This is a genomic window from Streptomyces sp. NPDC018045, from assembly GCF_044327445.1.
Lineage (GTDB): Bacteria > Actinomycetota > Actinomycetes > Streptomycetales > Streptomycetaceae > Streptomyces.
The window spans coordinates 224,435-247,814 of the sequence record NZ_JBIRFL010000009.1; the positions used below are offsets into that span (position 1 = coordinate 224,435).

18 protein-coding genes, 1 pseudogene and 1 riboswitch are annotated in these 23,380 nt (G+C 73.4%); of the genes and pseudogenes, 9 read left to right on the forward strand and 10 right to left on the reverse strand.

The annotated features are described in order from the left end of the window. Positions 1-54: 54 nt before the first annotated feature. Positions 55-1,273, reverse strand: a pseudogene (locus ACH4EB_RS22370) (cytochrome P450). 90 nt (positions 1,274-1,363) lie between these two features. After that, the gene (locus ACH4EB_RS22375) at positions 1,364-1,690 is read right to left on the reverse strand and encodes an STAS domain-containing protein (protein ID WP_398349306.1); all 327 of its coding nucleotides are present in this window, start codon (positions 1,688-1,690) and stop codon (positions 1,364-1,366) included. A 66-nt stretch (positions 1,691-1,756) separates the two neighbouring features. Between ACH4EB_RS22375 and ACH4EB_RS22380 the strand changes: the two genes are divergently transcribed. Then, positions 1,757-2,365 (forward strand): TetR/AcrR family transcriptional regulator, encoded by a 609-nt coding sequence (locus tag ACH4EB_RS22380; protein WP_398349307.1) that lies wholly within the window; start codon positions 1,757-1,759, stop codon positions 2,363-2,365. 362 nt (positions 2,366-2,727) lie between these two features. Here the strand turns inward: ACH4EB_RS22380 and ACH4EB_RS22385 are convergent, their stop codons facing one another. Further along, positions 2,728-3,135, reverse strand: coding sequence for a CoA-binding protein (locus tag ACH4EB_RS22385; protein ID WP_398349308.1), 408 nt, complete (start codon positions 3,133-3,135; stop codon positions 2,728-2,730). Between the two features lie 138 nt (positions 3,136-3,273). Between ACH4EB_RS22385 and ACH4EB_RS22390 the strand changes: the two genes are divergently transcribed. Continuing rightward, positions 3,274-3,894, forward strand: coding sequence for a YigZ family protein (locus tag ACH4EB_RS22390; RefSeq protein ID WP_398349309.1), 621 nt, complete (start codon positions 3,274-3,276; stop codon positions 3,892-3,894). Positions 3,895-3,929: 35 nt separating this feature from the next. Here ACH4EB_RS22390 and ACH4EB_RS22395 read toward each other — a convergent pair whose 3' ends face one another. The 6 genes from ACH4EB_RS22395 to ACH4EB_RS22420 form a co-directional block, all read right to left on the reverse strand. Beyond that, positions 3,930-5,027, reverse strand: coding sequence for a serine hydrolase domain-containing protein (locus ACH4EB_RS22395; RefSeq protein WP_398349310.1), 1,098 nt, complete (start codon positions 5,025-5,027; stop codon positions 3,930-3,932). Further along, complete coding sequence (locus tag ACH4EB_RS22400) at positions 5,024-5,959, reverse strand: DUF6895 family protein (protein ID WP_398349311.1); 936 nt, start codon at positions 5,957-5,959, stop codon at positions 5,024-5,026. Before ACH4EB_RS22400 ends, ACH4EB_RS22395 begins: the two co-directional genes overlap by 4 nt. Then, positions 5,956-6,780 (reverse strand): hypothetical protein, encoded by an 825-nt coding sequence (locus tag ACH4EB_RS22405; protein ID WP_398349312.1) that lies wholly within the window; start codon positions 6,778-6,780, stop codon positions 5,956-5,958. Before ACH4EB_RS22405 ends, ACH4EB_RS22400 begins: the two co-directional genes overlap by 4 nt. Next, positions 6,777-6,965: a hypothetical protein gene (locus tag ACH4EB_RS22410; RefSeq protein WP_199930990.1), complete on the reverse strand. Its 189-nt coding sequence runs from the start codon at positions 6,963-6,965 to the stop codon at positions 6,777-6,779. The genes ACH4EB_RS22405 and ACH4EB_RS22410 overlap by 4 nt, the downstream gene beginning before the upstream one ends. 366 nt (positions 6,966-7,331) lie before the next feature. Next, complete coding sequence (locus tag ACH4EB_RS22415) at positions 7,332-7,877, reverse strand: cysteine hydrolase family protein (RefSeq protein ID WP_398349313.1); 546 nt, start codon at positions 7,875-7,877, stop codon at positions 7,332-7,334. Position 7,878: 1 nt separating this feature from the next. After that, complete coding sequence (locus tag ACH4EB_RS22420; protein ID WP_398349314.1) at positions 7,879-9,357, reverse strand: aminotransferase class I/II-fold pyridoxal phosphate-dependent enzyme; 1,479 nt, start codon at positions 9,355-9,357, stop codon at positions 7,879-7,881. 375 nt (positions 9,358-9,732) lie between these two features. Between ACH4EB_RS22420 and fdh the strand changes: the two genes are divergently transcribed. The 4 genes from fdh to ACH4EB_RS22440 are packed head-to-tail and all read left to right on the forward strand — an operon-like array spanning position 9,733 to position 15,499. Then, positions 9,733-12,981: a formate dehydrogenase gene (gene fdh, locus ACH4EB_RS22425; RefSeq protein ID WP_398349315.1), complete on the forward strand. Its 3,249-nt coding sequence runs from the start codon at positions 9,733-9,735 to the stop codon at positions 12,979-12,981. Further along, on the forward strand, positions 12,978-13,964 hold the full coding sequence (locus ACH4EB_RS22430; RefSeq protein ID WP_398349316.1) for a 4Fe-4S dicluster domain-containing protein: 987 nt from the start codon (positions 12,978-12,980) through the stop codon (positions 13,962-13,964). Before fdh ends, ACH4EB_RS22430 begins: the two co-directional genes overlap by 4 nt. A gap of 33 nt (positions 13,965-13,997) precedes the next feature. Beyond that, complete coding sequence (gene nrfD / locus ACH4EB_RS22435) at positions 13,998-15,116, forward strand: NrfD/PsrC family molybdoenzyme membrane anchor subunit (RefSeq protein ID WP_398349317.1); 1,119 nt, start codon at positions 13,998-14,000, stop codon at positions 15,114-15,116. Continuing rightward, positions 15,113-15,499: a hypothetical protein gene (locus ACH4EB_RS22440; protein WP_398349318.1), complete on the forward strand. Its 387-nt coding sequence runs from the start codon at positions 15,113-15,115 to the stop codon at positions 15,497-15,499. Before nrfD ends, ACH4EB_RS22440 begins: the two co-directional genes overlap by 4 nt. Before the next feature lie 180 nt (positions 15,500-15,679). Here ACH4EB_RS22440 and metE read toward each other — a convergent pair whose 3' ends face one another. Continuing rightward, the gene (gene metE, locus ACH4EB_RS22445; RefSeq protein ID WP_398349319.1) at positions 15,680-18,001 is read right to left on the reverse strand and encodes a 5-methyltetrahydropteroyltriglutamate--homocysteine S-methyltransferase; all 2,322 of its coding nucleotides are present in this window, start codon (positions 17,999-18,001) and stop codon (positions 15,680-15,682) included. A gap of 166 nt (positions 18,002-18,167) precedes the next feature. Beyond that, positions 18,168-18,397, reverse strand: a riboswitch (cobalamin riboswitch). Positions 18,398-19,308: 911 nt separating this feature from the next. Here metE and ACH4EB_RS22450 point away from each other — a divergent pair. The 3 genes from ACH4EB_RS22450 to ACH4EB_RS22460 are packed head-to-tail and all read left to right on the forward strand — an operon-like array spanning position 19,309 to position 23,368. After that, positions 19,309-20,817 (forward strand): 3-phosphoshikimate 1-carboxyvinyltransferase, encoded by a 1,509-nt coding sequence (locus ACH4EB_RS22450; protein WP_398349320.1) that lies wholly within the window; start codon positions 19,309-19,311, stop codon positions 20,815-20,817. Further along, entirely contained in the window at positions 20,817-22,139 is a 1,323-nt protein-coding gene (locus tag ACH4EB_RS22455; RefSeq protein ID WP_398349321.1) for an aminotransferase class III-fold pyridoxal phosphate-dependent enzyme, read from the forward strand. Before ACH4EB_RS22450 ends, ACH4EB_RS22455 begins: the two co-directional genes overlap by 1 nt. Next, positions 22,136-23,368 carry a Coenzyme F420 hydrogenase/dehydrogenase, beta subunit C-terminal domain gene (locus ACH4EB_RS22460; protein ID WP_398349322.1) on the forward strand — a complete coding sequence of 411 codons (1,233 nt, stop codon included), beginning with the start codon at positions 22,136-22,138 and terminating at the stop codon, positions 23,366-23,368. Before ACH4EB_RS22455 ends, ACH4EB_RS22460 begins: the two co-directional genes overlap by 4 nt. Positions 23,369-23,380: the final 12 nt, after the last annotated feature.

The window sequence follows — 23,380 nt, forward strand, 5'->3', positions numbered from 1 at the left end:
CTCCCGGAACCGCCGGCCCCGGCCCGCTGTCCGGCGAGTCCCGGTGCGGGGCCGTCACACCTCGACCAGCAGCTCGCGCAGTCCCCGCGTCACGAGGTTCGGCTTGCGCTCCGGCACGGCGGCCGGCCGCAGGGACGGTGCCCCGTGCAGCAACGCCGCCAGCGAAGCGGCCAGTTCGAGGCGGGCCAGGGGAGCGCCGACGCAGTAGTGGACGCCGGCGCCGAAGGAGAGGTGCGGGTTGTCCTTACGGGTGAGGTCCAGCTCCTCGGGGCGGGCGAAGACCGCCGGGTCGTGGTTGGCCGAGCCGGAGAGCGGCGCCACCTCGCTGCCGCGCGGGACGACCGTGCCGTCGATCTCGATGTCGTCCAGCACCCAGCGTTCGAAGAGCTGGAGCGGGGTGTCGTAGCGCAGCAGCTCCTCGACGGCCGTGGGCAGCAGCCCGGCCGGATCCGCGCGCAGGGCCGCCAGTTGCGCCGGGTTGCGGAAGAGCGCGTACCAGCCGTTGACCGTGGCGTCGACGCTCGCCTCGTGCCCCGTGTTCAGCAGCGGGGCGCAGGTGGAGACCATCTCCTGCTCACTGGGCGACGCACCCTCGTCGTACGCGGCGATCAGCCCGGAGATCAGGTCGTCCCCCGGGCCCGCCCGCCGGACGGCAATCAACTCCCGCAGATACGTGAGGAATTCACGGGGAGCGGCGACCGCCCGCCGGGCCGTGTCGGCGGACGGGTTCAGCTCGTACACGCCGCAGATCGCGGCCGACCACGGCCGCAGCAGAGGCCGGTCGCCCTCCGGCACACCGAGCATCTCGGCGATCACCGCGACCGGCGGCGGCTCCGTGACCCGCGCCGCGAGGTCCCCGCCGCCGTCCGCGACCAGATCCCGGACCAGCCGGTCCGCCAGGTCCTCGACGTACGGCCGCAGCCGCTCGACCGTACGGGGCGTGAACGCCTTCGCGACCAGCCGGCGGACAACGGGTGTGGGCGGGCGCCTCCAGGTCGAGCAGCCCGTTGTCGTTCAGGACGTGGAACGGCTCGTGCTCCGGCGGCGGCGCGTCGCGCCCGAACTCCTCGTGCGTGAAGCGGTGCCGGTAGGTACGGCCCAGCCGGCGGTCGCGGAGCAGGGCCGAGACGTTCGCGTGGTGCGGGACGAGCCACTGGCCGGAGGGCTCGAAGTGGTGCACCCGGTCGCGGGCACGCAGTTCGGCGTAGGCGGGGTACGGGTCGGCGACGAAACCCGGCGACCAGGGATCGAAGACTGCCTGGACTCCTTCCATGCGCGGACGCTAGCCGCCGGCACCCCGGGGTGACCACCCGGCGCCGTACGGACCGTGCCGCCGAAGGGGGGAGATTCCGGGCCGGGAAGGTCAGGGGCGCCGGGCGACTTCCCGTAGTCGGCTCGGCTGGCTGCCCCAGTTACGGGTGCGGGCCAGGATGCGGCGCCGGTGGCCGAAGGCGTGCAGGCGCTCCACGAAGTGCAGGCCGGCGGAGTCCATGAAGGTGACCTCGGCGATGTCCAGGGTGACGCTGCTGGTCATCGCCGGCAGCCCGGCCAGGGCCTGGTCGAGCAGGCGTACGGAAGCGCAGTCGATCTCTCCTCTCGGGCGGAGCACCGCCCGGTCGCCGTGCAGACGGGTGCGGACCGTCAAGATGTTCAGGAAGTCCGGGCCAGACAGTTCTGTCTCAGGGGCCATGCCCTTACCGTGTCAGGGTCGGACGAGCCTGTCCACAATCACCGCCCACGTTGTCAGGGGGACACGATGGCTCCAGGGGACGCGACGGCCGCCGAAGGCACGGTGCCGGCAGTCCGTCCGCCCGCCCAGGCACGCGAGCGCATCCTGGAGACGGCCTACGAGCTGTTCTCCCGGCGCGGCATCCGCGCGGTCGGCGTCGACGAGGTGATCGCCCGCTCCCGTGTGGCCAAGGCCACGCTCTACCGCAACTTCCCCTCGAAGGACGCCCTGGTGCTGGCGTTCCTCGAACGCCGCGAGGAGCGCTGGACCCGCGGTTTCGTGGAGGCCGGCGCCCGGGGGCGGGGCACGGACGCGGAGGGGCGGCTCCTCGCCGTCTTCGATGTGTTCGACGAGTGGTTCCGCCTGCCCGACTTCGACGCCTGCACCTTCATCAACGTGCTGCTGGAGATGGGCCGGGAACACCCGCTGGGGAGAGCGAGCATCGGCTACCTGGAGAACATCCGCGCCATCGTGCGGTCCCTGGCCGAGGAGGCCGGGCTCCGGGACACCGAGGACTTCGCCCGCTCCTGGCACATCCTCATGAAGGGGTCGATCATCTCGGCGGCCGAGGGCGACACCGAGGCCGCCCGGCGGGCGCAGGACATGGCCCGCACGCTCATCGAGCGGCACCGCTGAGGCGTTCGTACCGGCGGAGCGGGGCTGGGAGCGGGGGCGAGGCCAGGGCGGCGCACGGTCCCCGCCGGCTGGATCCGGTTCCGCCCGGCCTCGGCGCCCACCCCGTGGGTGACCGACGAACACTCCCGGAACGAGCGCCACACCTCGCTGGTGGCGGTGCAGCGAAGATGATCGAGCCCGCCCGCGGCCCTTCCGGAGCGAACGCGCAGACGAACGTCGCGAAGCCCGTCCGCTGTGTCGTCCGCATCGAACCCTCCCCGCGGCCGCGTCCCGCTGATGTCGTTGCGACCGCTTGCCACGGTGCTTTCCACCAATGGCGCTTCCCGGGGAAGAGGTCCCGTGGCGGCGGAATGCCCGGCGCGTCAGCCCAGGCGGGGTATCTCGATGGCCGGGCAACGGTCCATCACCATGTCCAGACCGGCGGCCCTGACCTTGTCGTACGCCGCTTCGTCGATGACGCCGAGCTGGAACCAGACCGCCTTGGCCCCGATGTCCACGGCCTCGTCGGCTATGCCGCCTGCCGCGTCGCTGTTGACGAAGACGTCCACGACGTCGACCGGGAACGGGATCGCGGCCAGGGACGGGTAGCCCTGTTCGCCGTGGACCGGCTCGGCTTTCGGGTGGACCGGGACGATGCGCTTGCCGTACCGCTGGAGGACGTCGGCGACGCCGTACGCCGCGCGGTTCTCGTTCCGGGACAGGCCCACGACGGCCCAGGTGGTGCCGGAGTCCTGAAGGATCCTGCGGATGGTCGCCGGATCGCCGTACACAGTTGCCTCCCGTGGGTCGGGCCGGGGCCGCTCGGACGCGGCCGTGCGGTGGCGGCCGTCTGGTTCGCTCAACGTGTGCGCGGGGGTGAGGATTCCCGCGGGTGCCGGCTTTCGTCGTGCGGCGCATAGGGTGGTCTGATGCAGGAGCAGTACCGGACTCTCGCGCGCGAGGGTGTTCACGAGATCGAGATCAACAAGTCCCGCTTCATCTGCGCGCTCGCCCCCGTCGCGACCGAGACCGAGGCCCAGGACTTCATCGCGCGCGTCCGCAAGGAGCATCCCACCGCGCGGCACCACTGCTTCGCGTACGTTCTCGGAGCCGACGGCGGGGTGCAGAAGGCCAGCGACGACGGCGAGCCGGGTGGGACCGCGGGGGTGCCGATGCTCCAGATGCTGGTGCGCCGCGAGGTGCGGTACGTCGTCGCGGTCGTCACCCGCTACTTCGGCGGCATCAAGCTGGGGGCCGGCGGTCTGATCCGCGCGTACGGGGGCGCCGTGGGGGAGACCCTGGACGCGCTCGGCACGGTCACCCGGCAGCGCTTCCGCCTGGTCACCGTCACCGTCGACCACCAGCGTGCCGGACGGGTGGAGAACGATCTGCGGACCACGGGCCGGGCCGTGCGCGAGGTGACGTACGGGGCCGACGTGCGCATCGAGGTCGGGCTGCCGGAGTCCGACCTGGACGCCTTCCGCGGCTGGCTGGCCGACGCGACGGCGGGTACGGCGGGTCTGGAGCTGGGCGGCGAGGCGTACGGGTAGGGCCGGTACGGGGAGTACTGGTGCGGTCGAGGCCGTCAGGGATCACGTAGCAGGGCCGACAGGGCGTCGTACGCCTCCTGGACGAAGGCTGCGCCGAAGCCCGGTGCGCAGTTGGCCAGGGCGATCAGCGCGGTGTCGTGCTGTGGGCTGAAGCCGGCGAAGGCCGTGCAGCCGCGGGTGCCGCCCGAGTGGTGGTAGAGGTCCGGGCCGTCGGGCCGGGGGCGGATGTTCCAGACCAGGGCGAGCCGGGAGGTCGTGCGGGGCAGGACGAGCCGGGGGCGGGTCACGTCCTCCAGGGCCGTGCGCAAGGGCGCCGACGGTACGCCGGTGACGGCCGCCTCTCCCGGGCCGGCCAGTGCCTCGGCGAGGGTCAGGAGGTCGCGGGCGCTGGAGCGGACGGCGCCGGCGCCCGGCAGGCCCGGGATGCTGAACGGCGGCCGGGGGCGGCGGTGCCAGTGGCCGGTGACCTGGGTGCCTCCGGGGGGCGGGTCGGCCGTGGCACTGGTGTCGTACAGGCCGAGGGGTCGCAGGACGCGGGCCGCGAGCAGGTCCTCGTACGGGAGTCCCCCCGCCGCGCCGCACAGCGCGTGCCCCAGGAGGCCGACACCGAAGTTGGAGTACCGCACCCGCGCACCCGGCCGGGACCGCAGCCGGGTGTGGGCCAGGGCGCGGAGCACGTCCGCGCGCGTGAAGCCGGCGTAGGGGTTGGTGGGGAGGCGGCGGGCGGCGGAGCGCAGCAGCCCCGGCGGCAGGCGGGGCAGGCCCGAGGTGTGGGTGGCCAGGTGGGTGAGGGTGATGGGGGTACCGCGTACGGGGACGCGCGTGCCCGGCGGCAGATGGCGGACGGCGGGATCGTGGTGGCCCACCTCGCCCCGGGCGGCGTGCTCGGCGAAGAGCAGCGCGGTGAACGTCTTGGTGAGGGAGCCGATCTCGAAGCGGGTGGACGGCTCCACCGGCACCCCGCCCTCGAACGCGGTGCTGCCCCGGACGAGGAAGGCCCGCTGCCCGCGCCGGTACAGGCCGACGGCGACGGCACTCGCGTCCGGGGCGGCCGACAGCAGTGCTTCCGGCAGGTGCCGCAGCAGCGCTTCGGGCCGGCCATGTGCCGCCGGGCCCGGGGCCGGCGCCGTCATGGGCCGGGCTGCCCGGTGGCACCGAGCGCTCGGGTCAGGGCGACGGTGCCCGCGACGACGGCCACGACGGTGGGGTGCTGGTGGGCGTCGAAGAGTTCGGCCGGGTCGCCTTCGACGGGCTGGTCGTCGCGGGGCACGAGCCCGTCGTCGCGCTGGAGGCCGGCCAGCCGCTGCCAGTCGTCGGTCTCCGTCCAGGGCTCCGGCAGACAGGCGCCGGCGATCATCAGCTCGGCCATCAGGTCCCACTGGCCGCTCTCCGCCCAGATCTCGGTCCACGCCGGGAGCCACCGGGTGAGGTATTCCGCGATGTCGGCGGGGAGTTCGGCGGGCAGGCGGCCCCAGTCGGTGAGGTGGAAGACGACGTGGGTGACGCCGTATCCGGTCAGCCAGTCGATGTGCCAGGGCTCGGGGGTGGCCCCGAGCCAGGTGGCCCGGGTCAGGGTGGCCCAGTCGTGGGCCGCCGGGCCGTGGTCGAGGCCGGTGACGCGTGCGGAGTTGGCAACCGCGAGCCGCCGGTTCGGTACGTGTTCCACGGCGTGCGTCGAACGCAGCGTGACGGTGTGGGCGGCCAGCCGCTCGAACTGCGGGTGGCGGTAGCCGCCGCGGACGAAGTGGGCGTAGGTCTCCAGCGGGTCGGTCTTGAGCGGATGGCGCAGCAGCCGCTCGTACAGCAGCGCCCCGCTGTCCACTTGCTGCCAGCAGAACTCCAGCAGCTCGCGGGCCAGGGCCAGTTCCGTGGTTCCGGCGACGCCGCCGCGCAGGACCAGGGAGGCCGCGAGCGCCGTTTCACCCAGACCTTTGTACGTGTCGGCGTCGTCGAGGAGGTCGGCCCGGGGGCAGTCGGAGAGTCTGCCGTGCTCGCGGTTGGCGTGCAGCCAGGCCAGGGCCCGGGAGCCGATGGTGTGCGCGGTCTGCGCCGGGGCGGGACTCATATGTCCTCCAGGCCGAGCAGCCGGCGGGCGACGGCGGTGTCCAGCGCGGGGCGGTCGCCGCCGCCGAGCAGCGCGATGTGCTCGGTCAGGGGCGCGGGATCCAGCGGCAGCGCGGCCCCGTCGGCGCGGAGCCAGGCCAGCCAGCGGGTGATACGGGCGGCGGTGGGGTGGTCCCGCCGCAGCGCGGCGCGGGTGGCACCGCGGGCCAGGCCCAGGGCTCCGGACCGGGCGGCGGCGTGCACCGGCCCGTCCAGTCCCGGCAGGGCGAGTGAGGCCAGCTTCCCCATGCGTACGGACCAGGACACCCAGCCTTCCCGTACGGGGCTGCCGGTGCCGTCCGGTTGACCGCCGCCGGTGACGGTGGCGGGTGGCAGGCCGCGGGGTGCGGAGTCGTCGCAGCGCGGCGGGCCCTGGGGGAGAGGCGCCGCCCGGACCGGTGAGTTGGCGGGATCGAGGCGGGCCAGCACGGTGGCGAGTCCCCAGTCGATCCAGGCCATGACCCACGCTTCCTCGGTGCCGGCGGGCGGCGGCGGGGGTGGCGCCTCGTCGGGCGGCAGGGCACTGAGTGCCAGGCCGACGGCGGCCGTTTCACCGGCGGAGGGGGCCTGACCGGTCAGTACATACGGTGCGAGGACGTCCGCCCCCAGGATGCGGACGGCGCCCAGCGCCACCGCCGGGTCGCCCCCGGACTCCGACGCGGCTGCCTCGACATGGGCCGCGGCCACGGCGGCGCCCCCGGTGCCCCGGAGGGCATCGAGGGCGCGACGGGCCAACTGGTCGGCCGATTCGCTGTGGGCGGTCCGTGAACGCTCGGAGATCACCGGCGCTTCGTTTCCTTCGGCTCCTTGGGGGAGATCAGGAGGCCCAGGAGCAGGACGCCCCAGGCGGCGCCGTGCGGGGCGGGGACGGGCGCGTCGCTCAGCGGCGCTTCGGGCTGGGCCGCCACCCACCCGAGTGCTTCCTTGTCGAGTGTGAGGCCGGTGGGCTGAAGGGTCTGGGCAAGCATCATTCGCTCCCTCGAAGAGATGTCACCACCAAGGTCGGTGATGCCCCCGATGCCACCTCCCAAAGTACTCCTAAATCGACATATCGACCATTGGGGGTAGAAGGGGCACGCCAGGAGGTGAGCCCGCCCGTACGCGGGGACAATCCCCGCCGTACCGGGGACGGCGGGACGGGGTGATGGCCGCTTCCGCACTGCTGGTGGTCGGCGCCGCGTTCATCCGCTTCAGCGTGGAGTGTGCCTTCAACTGGCCACCACGCGCCCCCGTTTGACCAGGGGGCACTTCGGTGCGGGCGGGGAGGAGCGGCCGTTCGGGCCGGAGGAAGCGGCCGGAAGGGGGGCGGTTCCTGGCACTGCTGTGTCCCGAAGTCAGCCGAAGAGCTGCTCCGCCGTCGACTCCGTCACGTCCGCGCCCATGTTCCGCTCCATCATCCGCAGGGCGGCATCGGCGAGATCGGCGTGAATGTGGGCCACCGCGTCGCGCGGGACCGTGACGTCCAGGTGCCGGATGTGCGCGTCGAGGGCCGAGTACAGGACGCACTGCTCGGTCACCTGGCCACAGAGCACTATCCGCCCGATGCCGTGCTGACTGAGCAGGTACCCCAGCGGCGTCTCGTAGAAGATCGAGTGCCGGGCCTTGACCACGAACAGTGAGGCGGCGTCGGGGCGCAGGGGCTCCACCAGGTCGGCGTGCGGCCCGTCCAGCGCCGTACGGAGGATCTCGTCGTGGTGCGAGCGCCACCGGCCGAAGTTGTCGTTGACGTAGATGACTTCGACGTCCGAGCCCTTCGCGCGGGCCCGCTCCAGCACGCGCAGCATGCCGGGCAGCGCGTCGCGTACCGACGGCAGCAGCCGCTCGGCGTCCTCGTGCTCGTACGTGTTGATCATGTCGATCACGATGAGCGCCGTACGCATGTCAGCCGTTTCCTTCCACGAGCACCCGGACGGACTTCAGCTCGGGGTCGGCGGCGTCCGGCACGTTCATCCCGGCCCGCACCCCGCTCGTCAGGTAGCGCACCACGGGCCTGTCGAGCCGTTCGCCGGGCAGCGCGGCCGGGATGCCCGGCGGGTAGGGCGTCAGCATCTCGGCCACGATCCGGCCGGCCGCCGCGCTCACCGGTACGTCCTCGACCTCGCCGAAGTAGGCGTCCCGCGGCAGGCACACCTGCTCCAGCCGCAGCTCGCCCGGCGTCGGCACCTCGACCTCGGGGGCCGGGCGCAGGTCGGCGGCGTGCCGCGACAGGTCACGCAGCGCGTCGAGCAGCACGCCCGCCGTCGTGTCGTCGTCGGCGTGGGTGAGCTGGGCGCTGATCCGCCGGTGATCGGCGAGATGGGCGTCGACGCGGCGGTGTTCGCGCAGCCAGTCGGCGGCCCGGTAGCCGGACGTGCCCAGTCCGCTGACGTCGATCACCACGGGCAGCGGGTCGAAGGCGTCGGCCAGCCCCGGACCGCAGAAGTCGGCCCGGTCGTTGACGTGCAGCCCGTCGATCTCCTCGATGGCGGCCCGCACCCGCGCGGCCAGGTCCAGGGCCCGGCCGAGGAGGTCCCGGCCCCGCAGGGCCATCTGCCGCCGCCAGCCGTCCAGGCCCGCGTACAGCAGCACCGAAGGGCTGGTCGTACCGAACAGGTCGGCCCGGGACTTCAGCACCGTCGGCCGGACCAGGTCGCCCTGGAGATGGAACACCGAACCCTGCTCCAGGCCGCTGCCCATCTTGTGGATGCTCGTCACACAGACGTCGGCGCCGGCGTCCATCGCCCAGGACGGCAGATCCGGGTGGAAGGGCAGATGCGCTCCCCACGCCTCGTCCACGACCAGCGGGCGCCCTCGCCGGTGGCACACCTTCGCCAGCGCGTCGAGGTCCGCGCAGGCGCCGTACGGCGTCGGGCTGGTCACCAGCGCACCGCGTGCGTCGGGATGCTCCTCGAAGGCCCGCTCGAACGCCGCGACCGGCGGCGGATGGGCGATCCGGCGCTCCGCGTCCCACTGCGGGTCCACCCAGATCGGCCGTACGCCGGACAGGATCAGACCGGACACCACGGATTTGTGCGCGTCCCGGCCGACCAGCAGCTTCTCGTGCGGACCCGCGACGGACAGCATCGCCGCCTTGACGGACAGGGAACTGCCGCAGGTGGAGAAGAACGTGTGCGAGGCGTGCACCGCGTCCGCCATCAGCGCTTCGGCCCGCTCCAGCACCCGGCCCCGGCCCAGCCGGTCGTCCAGACCGCCGGAGGCCAGCAGATCGCTGTGGAAGACCGCGTCGCCCAGCACCTCCCGCACCAGCGGGTCGGCGCCGCGGGCCTGCTTGTGCCCCGGCGGGGTGAAGGAGACCTCCCCGGCCTGCCGGTAGCGGGCCAGCGCCTCCAGAACCGGTGCCTGCGTGTGATCGACAGCCATGGGCCAGGGGTTCCCCGGGCCCGGACGGGTCAATCACCGTACGGTCCGATTCCGCCCGTGGTGCCGCTCACCCGTACGACGCGAGGCGGGCGCGTTGCGACGGGTACGGGGCCACGCGGGCGCGTTCCCGCCCGTACGGTGGAAGGCGCGGGCCCACCGCTCGTGGATCTTCGCCGGTCCACGCGGGTTTTCCCGGCCCGGCGCGGGGAACCCGCCCTCGCGCCGCCGGCCGGACACCGGCGGTACCGGCCTGCCGCCCGGTGCCCCGCCGGCCGCCCCCGCTCGCCGCCGGGGCTCCGGCGGGCGAGCCTTTGAGGGGGGCACCCGCCGCCGGCCACCCGCCGTGGCGGACCGCAGACGCGCTGGAGGAAAGCGATGGGCGTGCGCAAACGGGTCCGTGACTGGCCCGTGTACCGGCAGCTCACCGGGGGCGACCCGCTGGGCCGGGGCCGCGCCGCGATGTCGCCGTACACGGAGCGGCTGCGCCCGCGCACCGACACCGCCGACCGGATGGTGCGCTCCGTCTGCCCGTACTGCGCGGTCGGCTGCGGCCAGCAGGTGTACGTCAAGGACGAGAAGGTCGTCCAGATCGAGGGCGACCCGGACTCGCCCGTCAGCCGCGGCCGGCTCTGCCCCAAGGGATCGGCGACGCTCCAGCTCACCACCGGCTCGGCCCGCCGCCACCAGGTGCTCCACCGGCGCCCGTACGGAACGGACTGGGAGCCGCTGGACCTGGAGACGGCCATGGACATGGTCGCCGACCGGGTTGTCGAGACCCGCCGCCGCACCTGGGAGTGGGAGTCCGGCGAAGGGCTCTACACGGCGCGCACCCTGGGCATCGCCAGCCTGGGCGGCGCCACCCTCGACAACGAGGAGAACTACCTCATCAAGAAGCTGCTGACCGGCCTCGGTGTGGTCCAGGTGGAGAACCAGGCCCGGGTCTGCCACAGCTCCACCGTCGCCGGCCTCGGCACCTCCTTCGGGCGCGGCGGCGCGACCACCTTCATGCAGGACCTCCAGCACGCCGACTGCATCGTCATCCAGGGCTCCAACTTCGCCGAGGCGCACCCCGTCGGCTTCCAGTGGGTCATGGAGGCCAAGGCCCGCGGCGCCCGCGTCATCCACGTCGACCCGCGCTACACCCGCACCAGCGCCCTGGCCGACCTGCACGTCCCCCTCCGGGCGGGCAGCGACATCGCCTTCCTCGGCGGGCTCGTCCACCACGTCCTGACCGAGGAGAAGGACTTCCGCGAGTACGTCCTGAACTACACCAACGCCGCCACCCTGGTCGGCGAGGACTTCCGGGACACCGAGGACCTGGACGGCGTCTTCTCCGGCCTGGACGAGGCCACCACCCACTACGACACCCTGAGCTGGCAGTACGAGGGCGTCGCGGTGCAGGCCCCGTCGGGCGAGGTCGACGAGCTGTACGAGGCCCGTGTCCAGGAGGCCGGCGGCCCCGAGTCGCACGGCTCCGGCGGCGCCCGCACCGCGCAGCAGGCGCCGCGCGACGAGACGCTGCGGCACCCGCGCTGCGTCTACCAGGTCCTCAAGCGCCACTACGCCCGCTACACCCCCGAGATGGTCGAGCGGATCTGCGGCGTGCCGAAGAAGACGTTCCTGCGGGTGTGCGAGGAGCTGACCGCCAACTCGGGCCGCGACCGCACCAGCGCCTTCGTCTACGCGGTCGGCTGGACCCAGCACACGGTCGGCGCGCAGTACATCCGGGCCGCGAGCGTCCTGCAACTGCTCCTCGGCAACATCGGCCGCCCCGGCGGCGGCATCCAGGCCCTGCGCGGCCACGCCTCCATCCAGGGCTCCAGCGACATCCCCACCCTGTTCAACCTGCTGCCCGGCTACCTGCCGATGCCGCACGCCCACGCGCACCAGGACCTGGACACCTTCGTCCGCTCCAGCCGCACCGAGAAGGGCTTCTGGGGCAACATGCGGGCCTATTTCGTCAGCCTGCTCAAGGCGTACTACGGCGACGCGGCCACCGCCGGCAACGACTACTGCTTCGGGCACCTGCCGCGTCTGACCGGCGCGCACGCCACGTACGAGACCGTCATGGCCCAGCTCGACGGCGTCTGCGAGGGCTACTTCCTGATGGGGGAGAACCCCGCCGTCGGCTCCGCCAACACCCGCCTGCAACGGTTGGGCATGGCCAACCTGGAGTGGCTGGTCGTACGGGACTTCTCCCTCATCGAGTCGGCGACCTGGTGGCAGGACGGCCCGGAGATCGAGACCGGCGAACTGCGCACCGAGGACATCGGCACCGAGGTGTTCTTCTTCCCGGCCGCCGCGCACACCGAGAAGTCCGGCTCCTTCACCAACACCAACCGCTGGGTGCAGTGGCACCACGCGGCCGTCGAACCCGAGGGCGACGCCCGCAGCGACCTGTGGTTCATGTACCACCTCGGCCGGCGGATCAAGGCGAAACTGGCCGCCTCCACCGACCCGATGGACCGACCCGTACAGGACCTGACCTGGGACTACCCGGTGCACGGGCCGCTCGACGAGCCGGTCGCCGACGCCGTGCTCGCCGAGATCAACGGACACGGCCCGGACGGCGCCCCGCTGACCGCGTACACAGAGCTGAGAGACGACGGCTCGACGAAGTGCGGCTGCTGGATCTACTGCGGCGTGTACGCGGACGGCGTCAACCGGGCGGCCCGCAGGAAGCCGCACACCGAACAGGACTGGGTGGCCGCGGAATGGGCCTGGGCCTGGCCCGCCAACCGCCGCATCCTCTACAACCGCGCGTCCGCCGCCCCGGACGGCACACCGTGGAGCGAACGCAAGGCGTACGTCTGGTGGGACGCGGCCGAAGGCACCTGGACCGGCCACGACGTGCCGGACTTCATCCCCGACCGCGCCCCCGACCACGAGCCGCCGGACGGCGCGACCGGCCCCGACGCGCTGCGCGGCGACGACCCGTTCATCATGCAGGCGGACGGCAAGGGCTGGCTGTACGCGCCCGCCGGCCTCGTGGACGGGCCGCTGCCCACCCACTACGAACCCCAGGACTCCCCGTTCGGCAACGCCCTGTACCCGGCCACGCCCCGCTCACCGGTCCGCCGCCTGCACCCCCACGAGGGCAACCGCTACCACCCCAGCGGCGACGAGCCGGGCGCCGACGTCTACCCGTACATCGTCACCACCCACCGGCTCACCGAACACTTCACCGCGGGCGGCATGAGCCGCTGGTCGCCCTACCTCGCCGAACTCCAGCCGGAGCTGTTCTGCGAGATCTCCCCGCGGCTCGCCGCCGAACGCGGACTGGAGCACCTGGGCTGGGCCACGATCATCACCGCGCGGGGTGCCATCGAGGCCCGCGTCATGGTCACCCGGCGGATCACCCCGCTGACCGTGCAGGGCCGCACCGTCCACCAGATCGGCCTGCCCTTCCACTGGGGGCCCAACGGCGTGGTCACCGGCGACGCCGCCAATGAGCTGGTGGCGATCGCCCTCGACCCCAACGCCCACATCCAGGAGGACAAGGCGCTCACCGCCGACATCCGGCCGGGACGCCGCCCGCGCGGCCCCGGACTGCCCGAACTGGTCGCGGCCCACCGGCGGCGCGCCGGCCTCGACGCGACCACCGGAACGGAGCCCCGCCCATGACCGGCCACCTGCTCAGCGGCGTCGAACCGGACCCGGTCGGCGACGCGGGCCACCCCGGCGCACCGCCCCGGACGGGCTTCTTCACCGACACGTCGGTGTGCATCGGCTGCAAGGCGTGCGAGGTGGCCTGCAAGGAGTGGAACGCGCTTCCCGAGGACGGCCTGACCCTGTCGGGGATGAGCTACGACAACACACAGGGCCTCGGGGCGTCGACATGGCGGCACGTGGCCTTCATCGAACAATCCGTACCGCCGGGCCGGGACCCGGCCGCGGACCAGGCTCCGCCCGCTCCCGAGGGCCGTACGGAACTGCCCCTGGCCGACACGCCGGGCACCGGCGGCGCGCCGCCGGGCGGCGACCCGGCCGGCCCCGGCGGTGAGCTGCGCTGGCTGATGGCCTCCGACGTCTGCAAACACTGCACGCACGCCGCGTGCCTGGACGTCTGCCCCACCGGCTCGCTCTTCCGCACCGAGTTCGGCACGGTCGTCGTCCAGGAGGACATCTGCAACGGCTGCGGCTACTGCGTACCCGCCTGCCCGTACGGCGTCATCGAGCAGCGCCCCGCCGACGGCCGCGCCTTCAAGTGCACCATGTGCTACGACCGGCTCGGCGCCGGACAGGAACCCGCCTGCGCCAAGGCGTGTCCGACCGAATCCATCCAGTACGGGCCGCTGGACGAACTCCGCGAGCGGGCCGCGCTCCGCGTCGGCCAACTGCACGCGGCAGGCGTCACCGACGCGCGGCTGTACGGTCACGAGCCGACCGACGGCGTCGGCGGGGACGGCGCGTTCTTCCTGCTCCTCGACGAACCCGAGGTCTACGGACTGCCACCGGACCCCGTCGTCACCACCCGCGACCTGCCCGCCATGTGGAAGCACGCGGGCACCGCGGCGCTCTCGCTGGCCGGCGGCATCGCGCTGGCGTTCGCCGGGCCCGCACTCAAGCACCTCGGCATCACCACCGTCCGGAAGGGCAGGCGATGAACGGATGGCGATCAACGGACGAGGGATGAACGGATGAACGGCTCCGATGTCACCCGTGAGGGCTCCGAGGGCGGGCTCCCTGGGCGCGCCGCCGCGCCGGAGATGCTGCGCGGCGGGGCGAGCGGGCCGGGCGGGCCTGACGGGGCCGGGCCGGGCCGAGAGGGCGACGGCCGAGGACGACGCCGGGGCGGCAAGCGCGGCCGGGGCGAGCAGCTCATGGCACCGCCGGCCGAGTTCGCGTCGTACTACGGCAGACCGGTCATCAAGGCGCCCGCCTGGCGCGCCCGGGACATCGCCGGGTACTTCTTCCTCGGCGGCCTGGCCGGCGCCGGATCGGTGCTGGCCGCCGGAGCCCACGCGACCGGCCGCGCCACCACCGCCACCGCGATGAAGGTCTCCTCCCTGGCGGCGGTCTCCCTGTCCACCGCGGCGCTCGTCAACGACCTCGGCAGACCCGGCCGGTTCGGGAACATGCTGCGGGTCCTCAAGCCGACCTCGCCGATGAGCGTCGGCTCCTGGCTGCTGGCCGCCTACGGGCCCGCCGCGGGCGCCGCGGCCGCGGCCGCGGTCACCGGCAGGCTGCCCCGGGCGGGCGCCGTGGCGACCGGCGCCGCGGCGCTCCTCGGACCGGCCGTCGCCACCTACACCGCGGTCCTCGCGGCGGACACCGCCGTCCCCGCCTGGCACGGCGCCCACCGCGAACTCCCGTACCTGTTCGCCGCGTCGGCGACGGCCGCCGCCTGCGGGATGGCGCTCGTCGTCGCCCCCGCACGGGAGACCGCGCCCGCCCGCTGCGCCGCGGTACTGGCCGCGGCCGCCGACGAAGCGGTCACCAAGGCCGCCGAACGGCGCCTCGGCATGGTCGCGGAAACCTACCGCGCGGGGCGGGCCGGCACGCTGCTCCGTACGGCGAGGACGCTCACCGCGGCCGGAGCCGCCGTGGGCGCCGTGTGCGGAGGCCGTTCACGCCCGCTGGCCGCCGCGAGCGGCCTGGCGCTGCTCGCCGGTTCCGCGTGCACCCGCTTCGGGGTCTTCGCGGCCGGCATCGCCTCCGCCGAGGACCCGAAGTACACCGTCGTACCCCAACGGGCGGCCAAGGAAGCCCGCCGCACCACCCCAACGCACAGCGCGGAGAGGACACAGCCCACATGACCCGCACACCCCACAACGACGAGCCGGCCCAGGTCGTGCTCAGCGCACAGTCCCCGGCCGACGCCGAGGCCGTGTTCAGCACCTTGCGGAGCTGCTTCGACTCCGACCGGGCCGCCGGCGACACCGCGCACGACGAGCCGAAACAGCCCGGGCACCCGACCGTCTGGACCGAGACCTTCGAAACCTCGGAGGTACGCGGCGAGGTCCGGCCGAGCGTGGGCCTGGCCGCCACCGTCACCGCCGACCTCCAGGGCAGCCACCTGGCGGTGGACCGGCTGCGCGACGTGCTGACGCGCGCGTTCTCCGTCCGTACGGAAGGCACGGTCTCGGGCGACCAGGAGGTCGAGCTGCAAATCGTCCTGGAGAGCGCGGGGGAGAGCTGACCGCCTTCAGGACGTCACGGGCGGGCGCGGAGCAGCCTCAGTTCCGTTCCGCGCCCGCCCGTTCTGCGGCCGGGGCCCTCACCCCGGCGGCACACCGGGGCCCCTCAGCCCCGGTCGTCCGTGCGGAACCGGAGGCGGCGGAGGAGCCGAGGTCCTCGCCGCCACCGCCACCGGCTCAGGTCAGGCCGAGGGCGGCAGCTCCGCCCGGACGGTCCGGGCGGCGGCGACGAGGTTCTCCAGCGAAGCGCGGGTCTCGGGCCAGCCGCGGGTCTTCAGACCGCAGTCGGGATTGACCCACAGGCGCTCGGCCGGGATGGCTCCGAGACCCTTGCGCAGCAGGCTCGCCGCCTCCTCGGCGCTCGGCACCCGGGGCGAGTGGATGTCGTACACGCCCGGCCCGGCCTCCCGCGGGTAGCCGTGTTCGGCCAGTTCCCGGGCCACCTGCATGTGGGAGCGGGCGGCCTCCAGGCTGATGACGTCGGCGTCGAGGTCGTCGATGGCCCGGACGATGTCGCCGAACTCGGCGTAGCACATGTGCGTGTGGATCTGCGTACGGTCCCGTACGCCGCTGGTGGTGAGGCGGAACGCCGCGGTGGCCCAGGCGAGGTAGGCGGCATGGCCGGCGGCGCGCAGCGGCAGTGTCTCGCGCAGGGCCGGCTCGTCCACCTGGATGACCGAGGTGCCGGCCGCCTCCAGGTCGGCGACCTCGTCCCGCAGGGCCAGCGCCACCTGCCGGGCGGTGTCGCCGAGCGGCTGGTCGTCCCGGACGAAGGACCAGGCGAGCATGGTGACCGGGCCGGTCAGCATCCCCTTGACGGGCCGGTCGGTGAGCGACTGCGCGTACCGCGTCCACCGCACCGTCATCGGCTCGGGCCGTGAGATGTCGCCCGCGAGGACCGGCGGCCGGACGTAGCGCGTGCCGTACGACTGGACCCAGCCGTGCTGTGTGGCGAGGCAGCCGGTGAGCTGTTCCGCGAAGTACTGCACCATGTCGTTGCGTTCGGGCTCGCCGTGGACGAGGACGTCGAGGCCCGCCCGCTCCTGGAAGGAGAGCACCTCGCGGATCTCGTGCTCGATGCGCTCCTCGTACCCGGCCGTGTCGATGCGTCCCGCGCGCAGATCCGCGCGGGCGGTGCGCAGTTCGGCGGTCTGCGGGAAGGAGCCGATGGTGGTGGTCGGCAGCAGGGGCAGGCCCAGGTGGGCCCGCTGCGCGGTGGTCCGCTGCGCGTAGGGCGCCGAGCGGCGGCCGTCGGCGTCGGTGACGGCGGCGGTACGGGCCCGTACGGCGGGGTCGTGGGTGATCGCGGAACCGGCGCGGGACGCCAGGGCGGCTCGGTTGGCGGCCAGTTCGGCGGCGATCGTGTCGGTGCCGTGCGCGAGTGCGCGGGCGAGCGTGGCGATCTCGGTGGTCTTCTGCCGGGCGAACGCGAGCCAGCGCAGGACCTGCGGGTCGATGTCCCGCTCGGCGGTGGCGTCGAGCGGCACGTGCAGCAGGGAGCAGGAGGCCGCCACGTCGACCCGGTCGGCCAGGCCCAGCAGCGTACCGAGCGTGCCCAGCGACCTCTCGTAGTCGTTGAGCCAGATGTTGCGGCCGTTGACGACACCGGCGACCAGCCGCTTGCCGGGCAGGCCGCCCACGGCGGCGAGCGCGTTCAGATTGTCCGCGGCGGCCTCGGTGAAGTCCAGCGCGAGACCGTCGACGGGGCTCTTGGCGAGCACCGGCAGGGCCTCGCCGAGCTGGTCGAAGTACGAGGCGACCAGCAGCTTCGGGCGGTCGTCGAGGCCGCCGAGGACGCGGTAGGCGCGCTCGGTGGCGTTGAGTTCGGCCGGGGTGCGGTCCTGCACCAGGGCGGGCTCGTCGAGCTGCACCCACGCGGCACCGGCCGCACGGAGGTCGGCCAGGACCTCCGCGTAGACGGGCAGGAGCCGGTCCAGCAGGGTCAGCGGATCGAAGTCGGCGGCGACACCCGGGGCGGGCTTGGCCAGCAGGAGATAGGTGACCGGGCCGACGAGGACCGGGCGCGGCGCGTGGCCGAGCGCGAGCGCCTCCCGCACCTCGCCGACCTGCTTGGCGGAGTCGGTGGTGAAGACCGTGTCAGGGCCCAACTCCGGTACCAGATAGTGGTAGTTGGTGTCGAACCACTTGGTCATCTCCAGCGGCGCCACGTCCTGCGTGCCGCGCGCCATCGCGAAGTAGCCGTCCAGGGCGTCGGCCTCGACGGCGGGGCGGTGCCGTTCCGGGACCGCTCCGACCATGACGCTGGTGTCCAGCACATGGTCGTAGTACGAGAAGTCACCGGTCGGTACCTCGTGGATGCCGGCGTCGGCGAGCTGTTGCCAGTTCGAACGGCGCAGGTCCTTCGCGGTCTCCGTCAGCGCGTCCGCGCTGACGCGGCCCTTCCAGTACCCCTCGACGGCCTTCTTCAGTTCCCGGTTGCGACCCTGGCGGGGGTAGCCGTACACGGTGGCCCGTGCTGCCGCGGCTGCGGGCTTCGCTGTCACGGAATCTCCTTCGCGGACGTGTTCTTCTCCGAGTCCCGGTGACGGGACGAGAACGCGAAGGAATGACGCACCGGACGGGCCACCCGGCGCCGCCGAACGGCACGCGTGCTCGTCTGATGTGTACGCCGACCCGCCCTCGAGGTCACCGGAATGTCCGCGCACGTATGGACGCACGCGGGCAACGGGCAGGTCTTCGGACTCGCGGGCACGCCTGCCGGACCTTCGTCCGGCGGGCACCTACTGGCCGTCGCTTCCCGGATCCGCGGCCCGGATCCAGTGCGTATGACGGCGGTCGTTCTCGCTCACCGCTGCGGGGCAGTCCCGGATTCCCACCGGGTTCCCTCTTGCGACGCACCTGCCTGGCGGACAGGGCGAACCAGTTGCACCGGACAGAGTAGGTCCCTCACCCCTCGTACGGACAGACCTGTTCGTGTGGCGGCGCGTGAGATGGGACACGAGGGGAGCCGGCGGGGCGGGTCGGGCGGCCCTTGTGCCTCCGCCGCCACACCGCAACAGAAAACCCTGCCGGGCCGATTCGGGTGGGGCGTTGCCTCGTCGCGCGCCTCGCCCGATCGTGAGTTCACCGCGGCTGAAGCGGGATTCCGGGATGGCTGCATCGGCCATCCGGGCGGCGCACCGTTCTGCGAATGCGGCAAAGGCGTCGTCGGCACCGCCGCCGAGGGTGTTTCTGTGCCGCTTATTGGTCGCTGTATTTCTCGCTGTTGCTTCCGGTGGGAAGTTTGTGGATGAGGTGGTGGGAGTGGCCGGGCGCGGTCGTGGTGGGTGCGTGGTGGCCTGGGGAGAGGGTGCGCGAGGTGTCAGGTGGGTGGTGGTGACGGGCTGCGGAGCGGGGTTCGAGGGGTTTCCGGGAACCTTTTGCGTGGCGGTGGGATTGCGGTGGGGCGCGTGGGGGAAGGATGGTTTTCTTTGGGGGCCGGGGGGTGTGGGGGACTTGATGAAGTGGTCAACTATTCATTGACAGTTGCTCTGTACGGGTGGTTGAGTCGGCCTCGCCACGGGGGCCTTGCCCATGGTTTGCCGTACCGCGGGGAGGGGTGACCGTCAATTGAGTCCTGTCCATCGAGCCCTGACCATCGAATCCCCGTCCCCGGCATCTGCCGGACATTCCGGTCCGCCGCGGCGACCGCGGTTTTGACCGAGGGGTTTTTCCCCTTCTTGATGCGGTGTCGGTGAGGCGTTCACGTTGCCGTACGCGGTGAATCCCCCGTGCCGTCATGGTGATGCCGACTGCAAGGCGGGTGTCCCGGGCGACTTTGAACCCGGTGTCCAGGAACAAGGAGCAAGGTGTGCTTGACGCCCGGAGAGGGACCCGGAAGACATTCGACAAGCCGGGTACCGAATCGGCGGATCTGGTGGTGGACGGCGGGCGGGCCGCGGCGGCCGTCGGTGCCGGTGCGCTGAGCGTCGGGGTGCCGGGCGACAAGTCGGTCAGTCACCGGGCCCTGCTCGCGGCCCTGCTTCCGGGAGCACCCGAGGTGCTGACGGTGCGCAACGCCAACGTGGGCGGCGCCGTACGCGCGTTGCTGCCGGCGATGCGCGCGCTGGGCGTGGAGGTCGTGGCCGGTGCGGACGGCGCCACGCTGACCGTGCGGCGCGGTGCGGCACCGGTGCCGCAGCGGGTACGGGAGCACCCGGATGTCGCCCGGTGGCCCGAGGGCGTGCCGTACGTGGAGACCGGAGGGTCGAGCGCCGCGGCCCGGCTGCTGATCGGCGTACTCGCGGGGAGTGGCACCCCGGCGGTGGTGGACGGCGACGACGTACTGCGGCACCGGCCGATGGACTGGCTGGTCGACCCGCTGGCCGAACTGGGCGCGGACATCACGTATCTCGGGGACGACGGCTGCCTGCCCGTCTGGGTGAAGGGACCGGTGTGCCGGCCCGGCAGGACGGTGGAGTTACGCGTGGGGAGCGCGCAGGCACGGTCCGGGGTACTGCTGGCCTTGGCCGCCGCCGGCCTGCCCGGGACCGTACGGCACCCGGTGCGTTCGCGGGACCACACCGAGCGGATGCTCGCTTCGTTCGGCGGTGAGCTGGACGAGGGGGACAGCGAACTCGTGTGGGCCGGGCGGGCGTTCCAGGTGCCGGGAGGCATCGACGTACCGGCCGATCCGTCGCTCGCGGCGTATCCCGTGGCCGCGCATCTGCTGTGGGGGGACGGCGGTACGCTGCGGGTGCCGGGCGTCTGCCTGAACCCGACCCGGACCGGATTCTTCGAGGTGCTGCGGCGGGGCGGGGCGGACATCTCCTACGCGTACGAGCACGGGCGCGGGGACGCGCCCGAGTGCGGGGACGGAAGCGGGACCGGAAGCACCGAGGGGGGACGCCCGCGGGCCGGTGAGCCGGTGGGGACCGTGGTGGTCCGGGGAGGGCTGGACGCCGTCGAGTCCGTGCGGGTGGACGAGCCCTGGCTGCTGCACGCGCTGATCGACGAGGTGCCGCTGCTGGCCCTGGTCGCGGCCCGGCTGCCCGGGACATCGTGGATCGGATGCGCGCAGGAACTGCGCTTCAAGGAGACGGACCGGCTGACGACCACGGCGCGGATGGCCGAAGCCTTCGGCGCCCGGATCGAGGTGGCGGCGGACGGGCTGACGGTGCACGGCGGCGCGCCGCTGCGCGCCGGTGTGGTGCCGGGCTTCGAGGACCACCGGATCGCCATGGCCGCCGCGACGCTCGCGGGGTGCCTGCCGGGGCGCACCACGGTGCGCGGCGGCGCCTGTCACCGCACGTCATTTCCCGACTTCGCCGATGTGCAACGGGCCGTCGGCGCCCGGATCGCAAAGGACCCCGAGGCATGATGAGTGAGGCGAGTACCGAGGCGCGGTCCACGGGCAGCACCCTGGGGCCGGCCTTCAGCGGCGGCAGCGGGCCCTGGCTCTACGCCGAGGACGGCACCGCCTGGTTCGACGGGACCGCGGGAAGCGGCGCGGCGACCCTGGGGCATCAGCACCCGGACGTCATCGCCGCCGTGACGGCTCAGGCCGGCCGCCTGGCGCACACCGGCTGCAAGCTGGGTTCGGACGCCCGCCGGCGGATGGTCGAGCGGATCGGCGCGCTGTCCCCGTACGCGGAGCCCGCAGTGCTGCCCACCACGACCGGCGCGGAGGCGGTGGAGTCCGCGCTGAAGATCGCCCGCGCGGCCACCGGGCACCGGGCCGTGGTCGGCTTCCGCTACGGCTTCCACGGCAAGACGGCCGGGGCGCTGGCGCTCACCTGGCGCGCGGAGTTCAAGACCTACAGCGGCTTCGGGGACGAGGACGGCCGCGGGCCGGCCGTCATCGCGGAGCTGCCCGACCCCAGGGAACCGGGGCCCGACGACGCGGCGCGGTTCGCGGCGGGGCTGTCCGCGGCGCTGGACGCCGCCGACCGGCGCGGCGGCACCGCGGCCGTGGTGCTGGAGCCGGTCCAGGTGACCGAGGGCGTGCTGGATGTGGCGCCGGGGCTGCTGGACGAGATCGCCCGGCAGGCGCACTCCCGGGGCGCGCTGCTCGTACTGGATGAGATCTACACCGGACTGGGGCGCGCCGGGCGGCTGTTCACCGCCGAGCTGATGACCGAGCGCCCGGACCTGACGCTGCTCGGCAAGACGCTGGGCAACGGCTTCCCGGTCGGCGCCGTGGTGGGGGAGCGCGCGGTGGTCGACGCGTTGCCGCCGGGCGTGCAGACCTCCACGTTCTCGGGGCATCCGGTCTCCTGTGCCGCCGCCGGGGCCGTCCTGGACGTCGTCGTACGGGAGGACCTGGCGGGCCGGGCACGGGAGTTGGGGAGACGCTTGCGCGCCGACCTGGCGGCACTGGCCGCCGGGCACTCCTGGATGCGGGCGGTGCGGGCGACCGGCGCGCTGGCGGCCTTCGACTGCGTACGGGACGGGCGACCGGACCCGGAACGGGCGCGGGCCGTCACGGGCGGCGCGCTGCGCGGCCGGCTGTTGCTGTTCGGCGGTGGACCGGAGGGCGCCACCGTCAAGATCGTGCCGCCGGCGCTGCTGGACGAGGACGGCTACCGGTTCCTGATCGACGCGCTGGAGGCGGCGGTGGCCGGGGCCGTCCCGGACGCCACACGGAACGGCGGGCACCACGCCGCCCCCGCCACCCCCACCCCGAACGGCGGTCGCGCATGACGTTCCAGCAGTTGGAAAAGGACGTGCTGGCGCCGCAACTGTGCACCGTGTGCGGGGCCTGCGAGCTGGCCTGCCCGGCCGGGGTGATCGGCTTCGACGAGCTGGACCCGGTGCTCACCGTGGCCTCCTGGACCGCCGCCGACTGCGGGGAGTGCACCGACTGCCTGGACGTCTGCCCGGGGGCCGACCCCGGCACCCCGGCCGCCGAGGAGCGGCTGTTCGGCCGGACCCGCACCCCGGACGAGCGCTGGACCGGGGTCTTCGAGGAGGTGGTCGCCGGACATGCGCTGGACCCCGTGGTGTACGAGGCGTCCGCCAGCGGCGGCAGCCTCACCGCGCTGCTCCAGACGGCCATGCGGGTGCTGGACGTGACGGCGGTGCTCTCCATGGGACGGGACGCCGAGCAGCCCTGGCGGGCGGCGCCCGCGCTGGTACGCGACCCCGGCGACCTGGTGGAGACCGCGCAGTCCACCTATCAACTCGCTCCGTACCTGGGAGCGTTACGGCAGGTGATGACCGAGGAGCCCGACGCCCGGGTCGCCATGTCCGGAGTGGCCTGTCATATTCAGGCGATGCGCAAGCTCCAGGCCATGGACACCGAGGCCGGACGGTGGGCACGCGACCACGTCGTCCTGCTGGTCGAGCCCGCGTGCTCCTCCAGTACGCGCCCCGAGGGCACCGCCGCGGTGATCCGTGAACGCGCCCACGTGCCGCTGGAGTCGGTGGTGCGGCTGCGGTACCGCGAGGGCGAGTACCCGGGCAACATCGGGATCCGTACGCAAGACGGCGTGGACCACCAGGTGGAGTTCTGGCAGGCGGTCCGGGACTTCGCCGGCAACAAGACGCACCGCTGCCTGTCCTGCGGGGACTGGATGTCGGGGCTGGCCGACGTGAGCGTCAGCGACGGCGACCCGAACATCTTCGCCGCGAGTGTGAGCGGCGAGGGGCAGCCCAAGCACGGCCGGGTGTTCATCCGTACCGGGGCCGGTGCCGAGGCGGTGGCCGTCGGGCGGCAGCACGGGCTGCTCACCCACGAACCCGTGGACCTGGCGGGCCTCAACCTCGGCCTGGAGCGCAAACGCAACCGGCGCGCCACCTACGAACGGTCGGGCCGGCCGGTGCCGCTGGGGCCGATACCGGGGCACCGCGAGGAACTGGACATCGTGCCGGACGAGCGGTGGATAGCGGCACCCGAGCGGGAGGGAAACCATGCGGCGAGGGGCCGATGAGGGGGCGGGGCG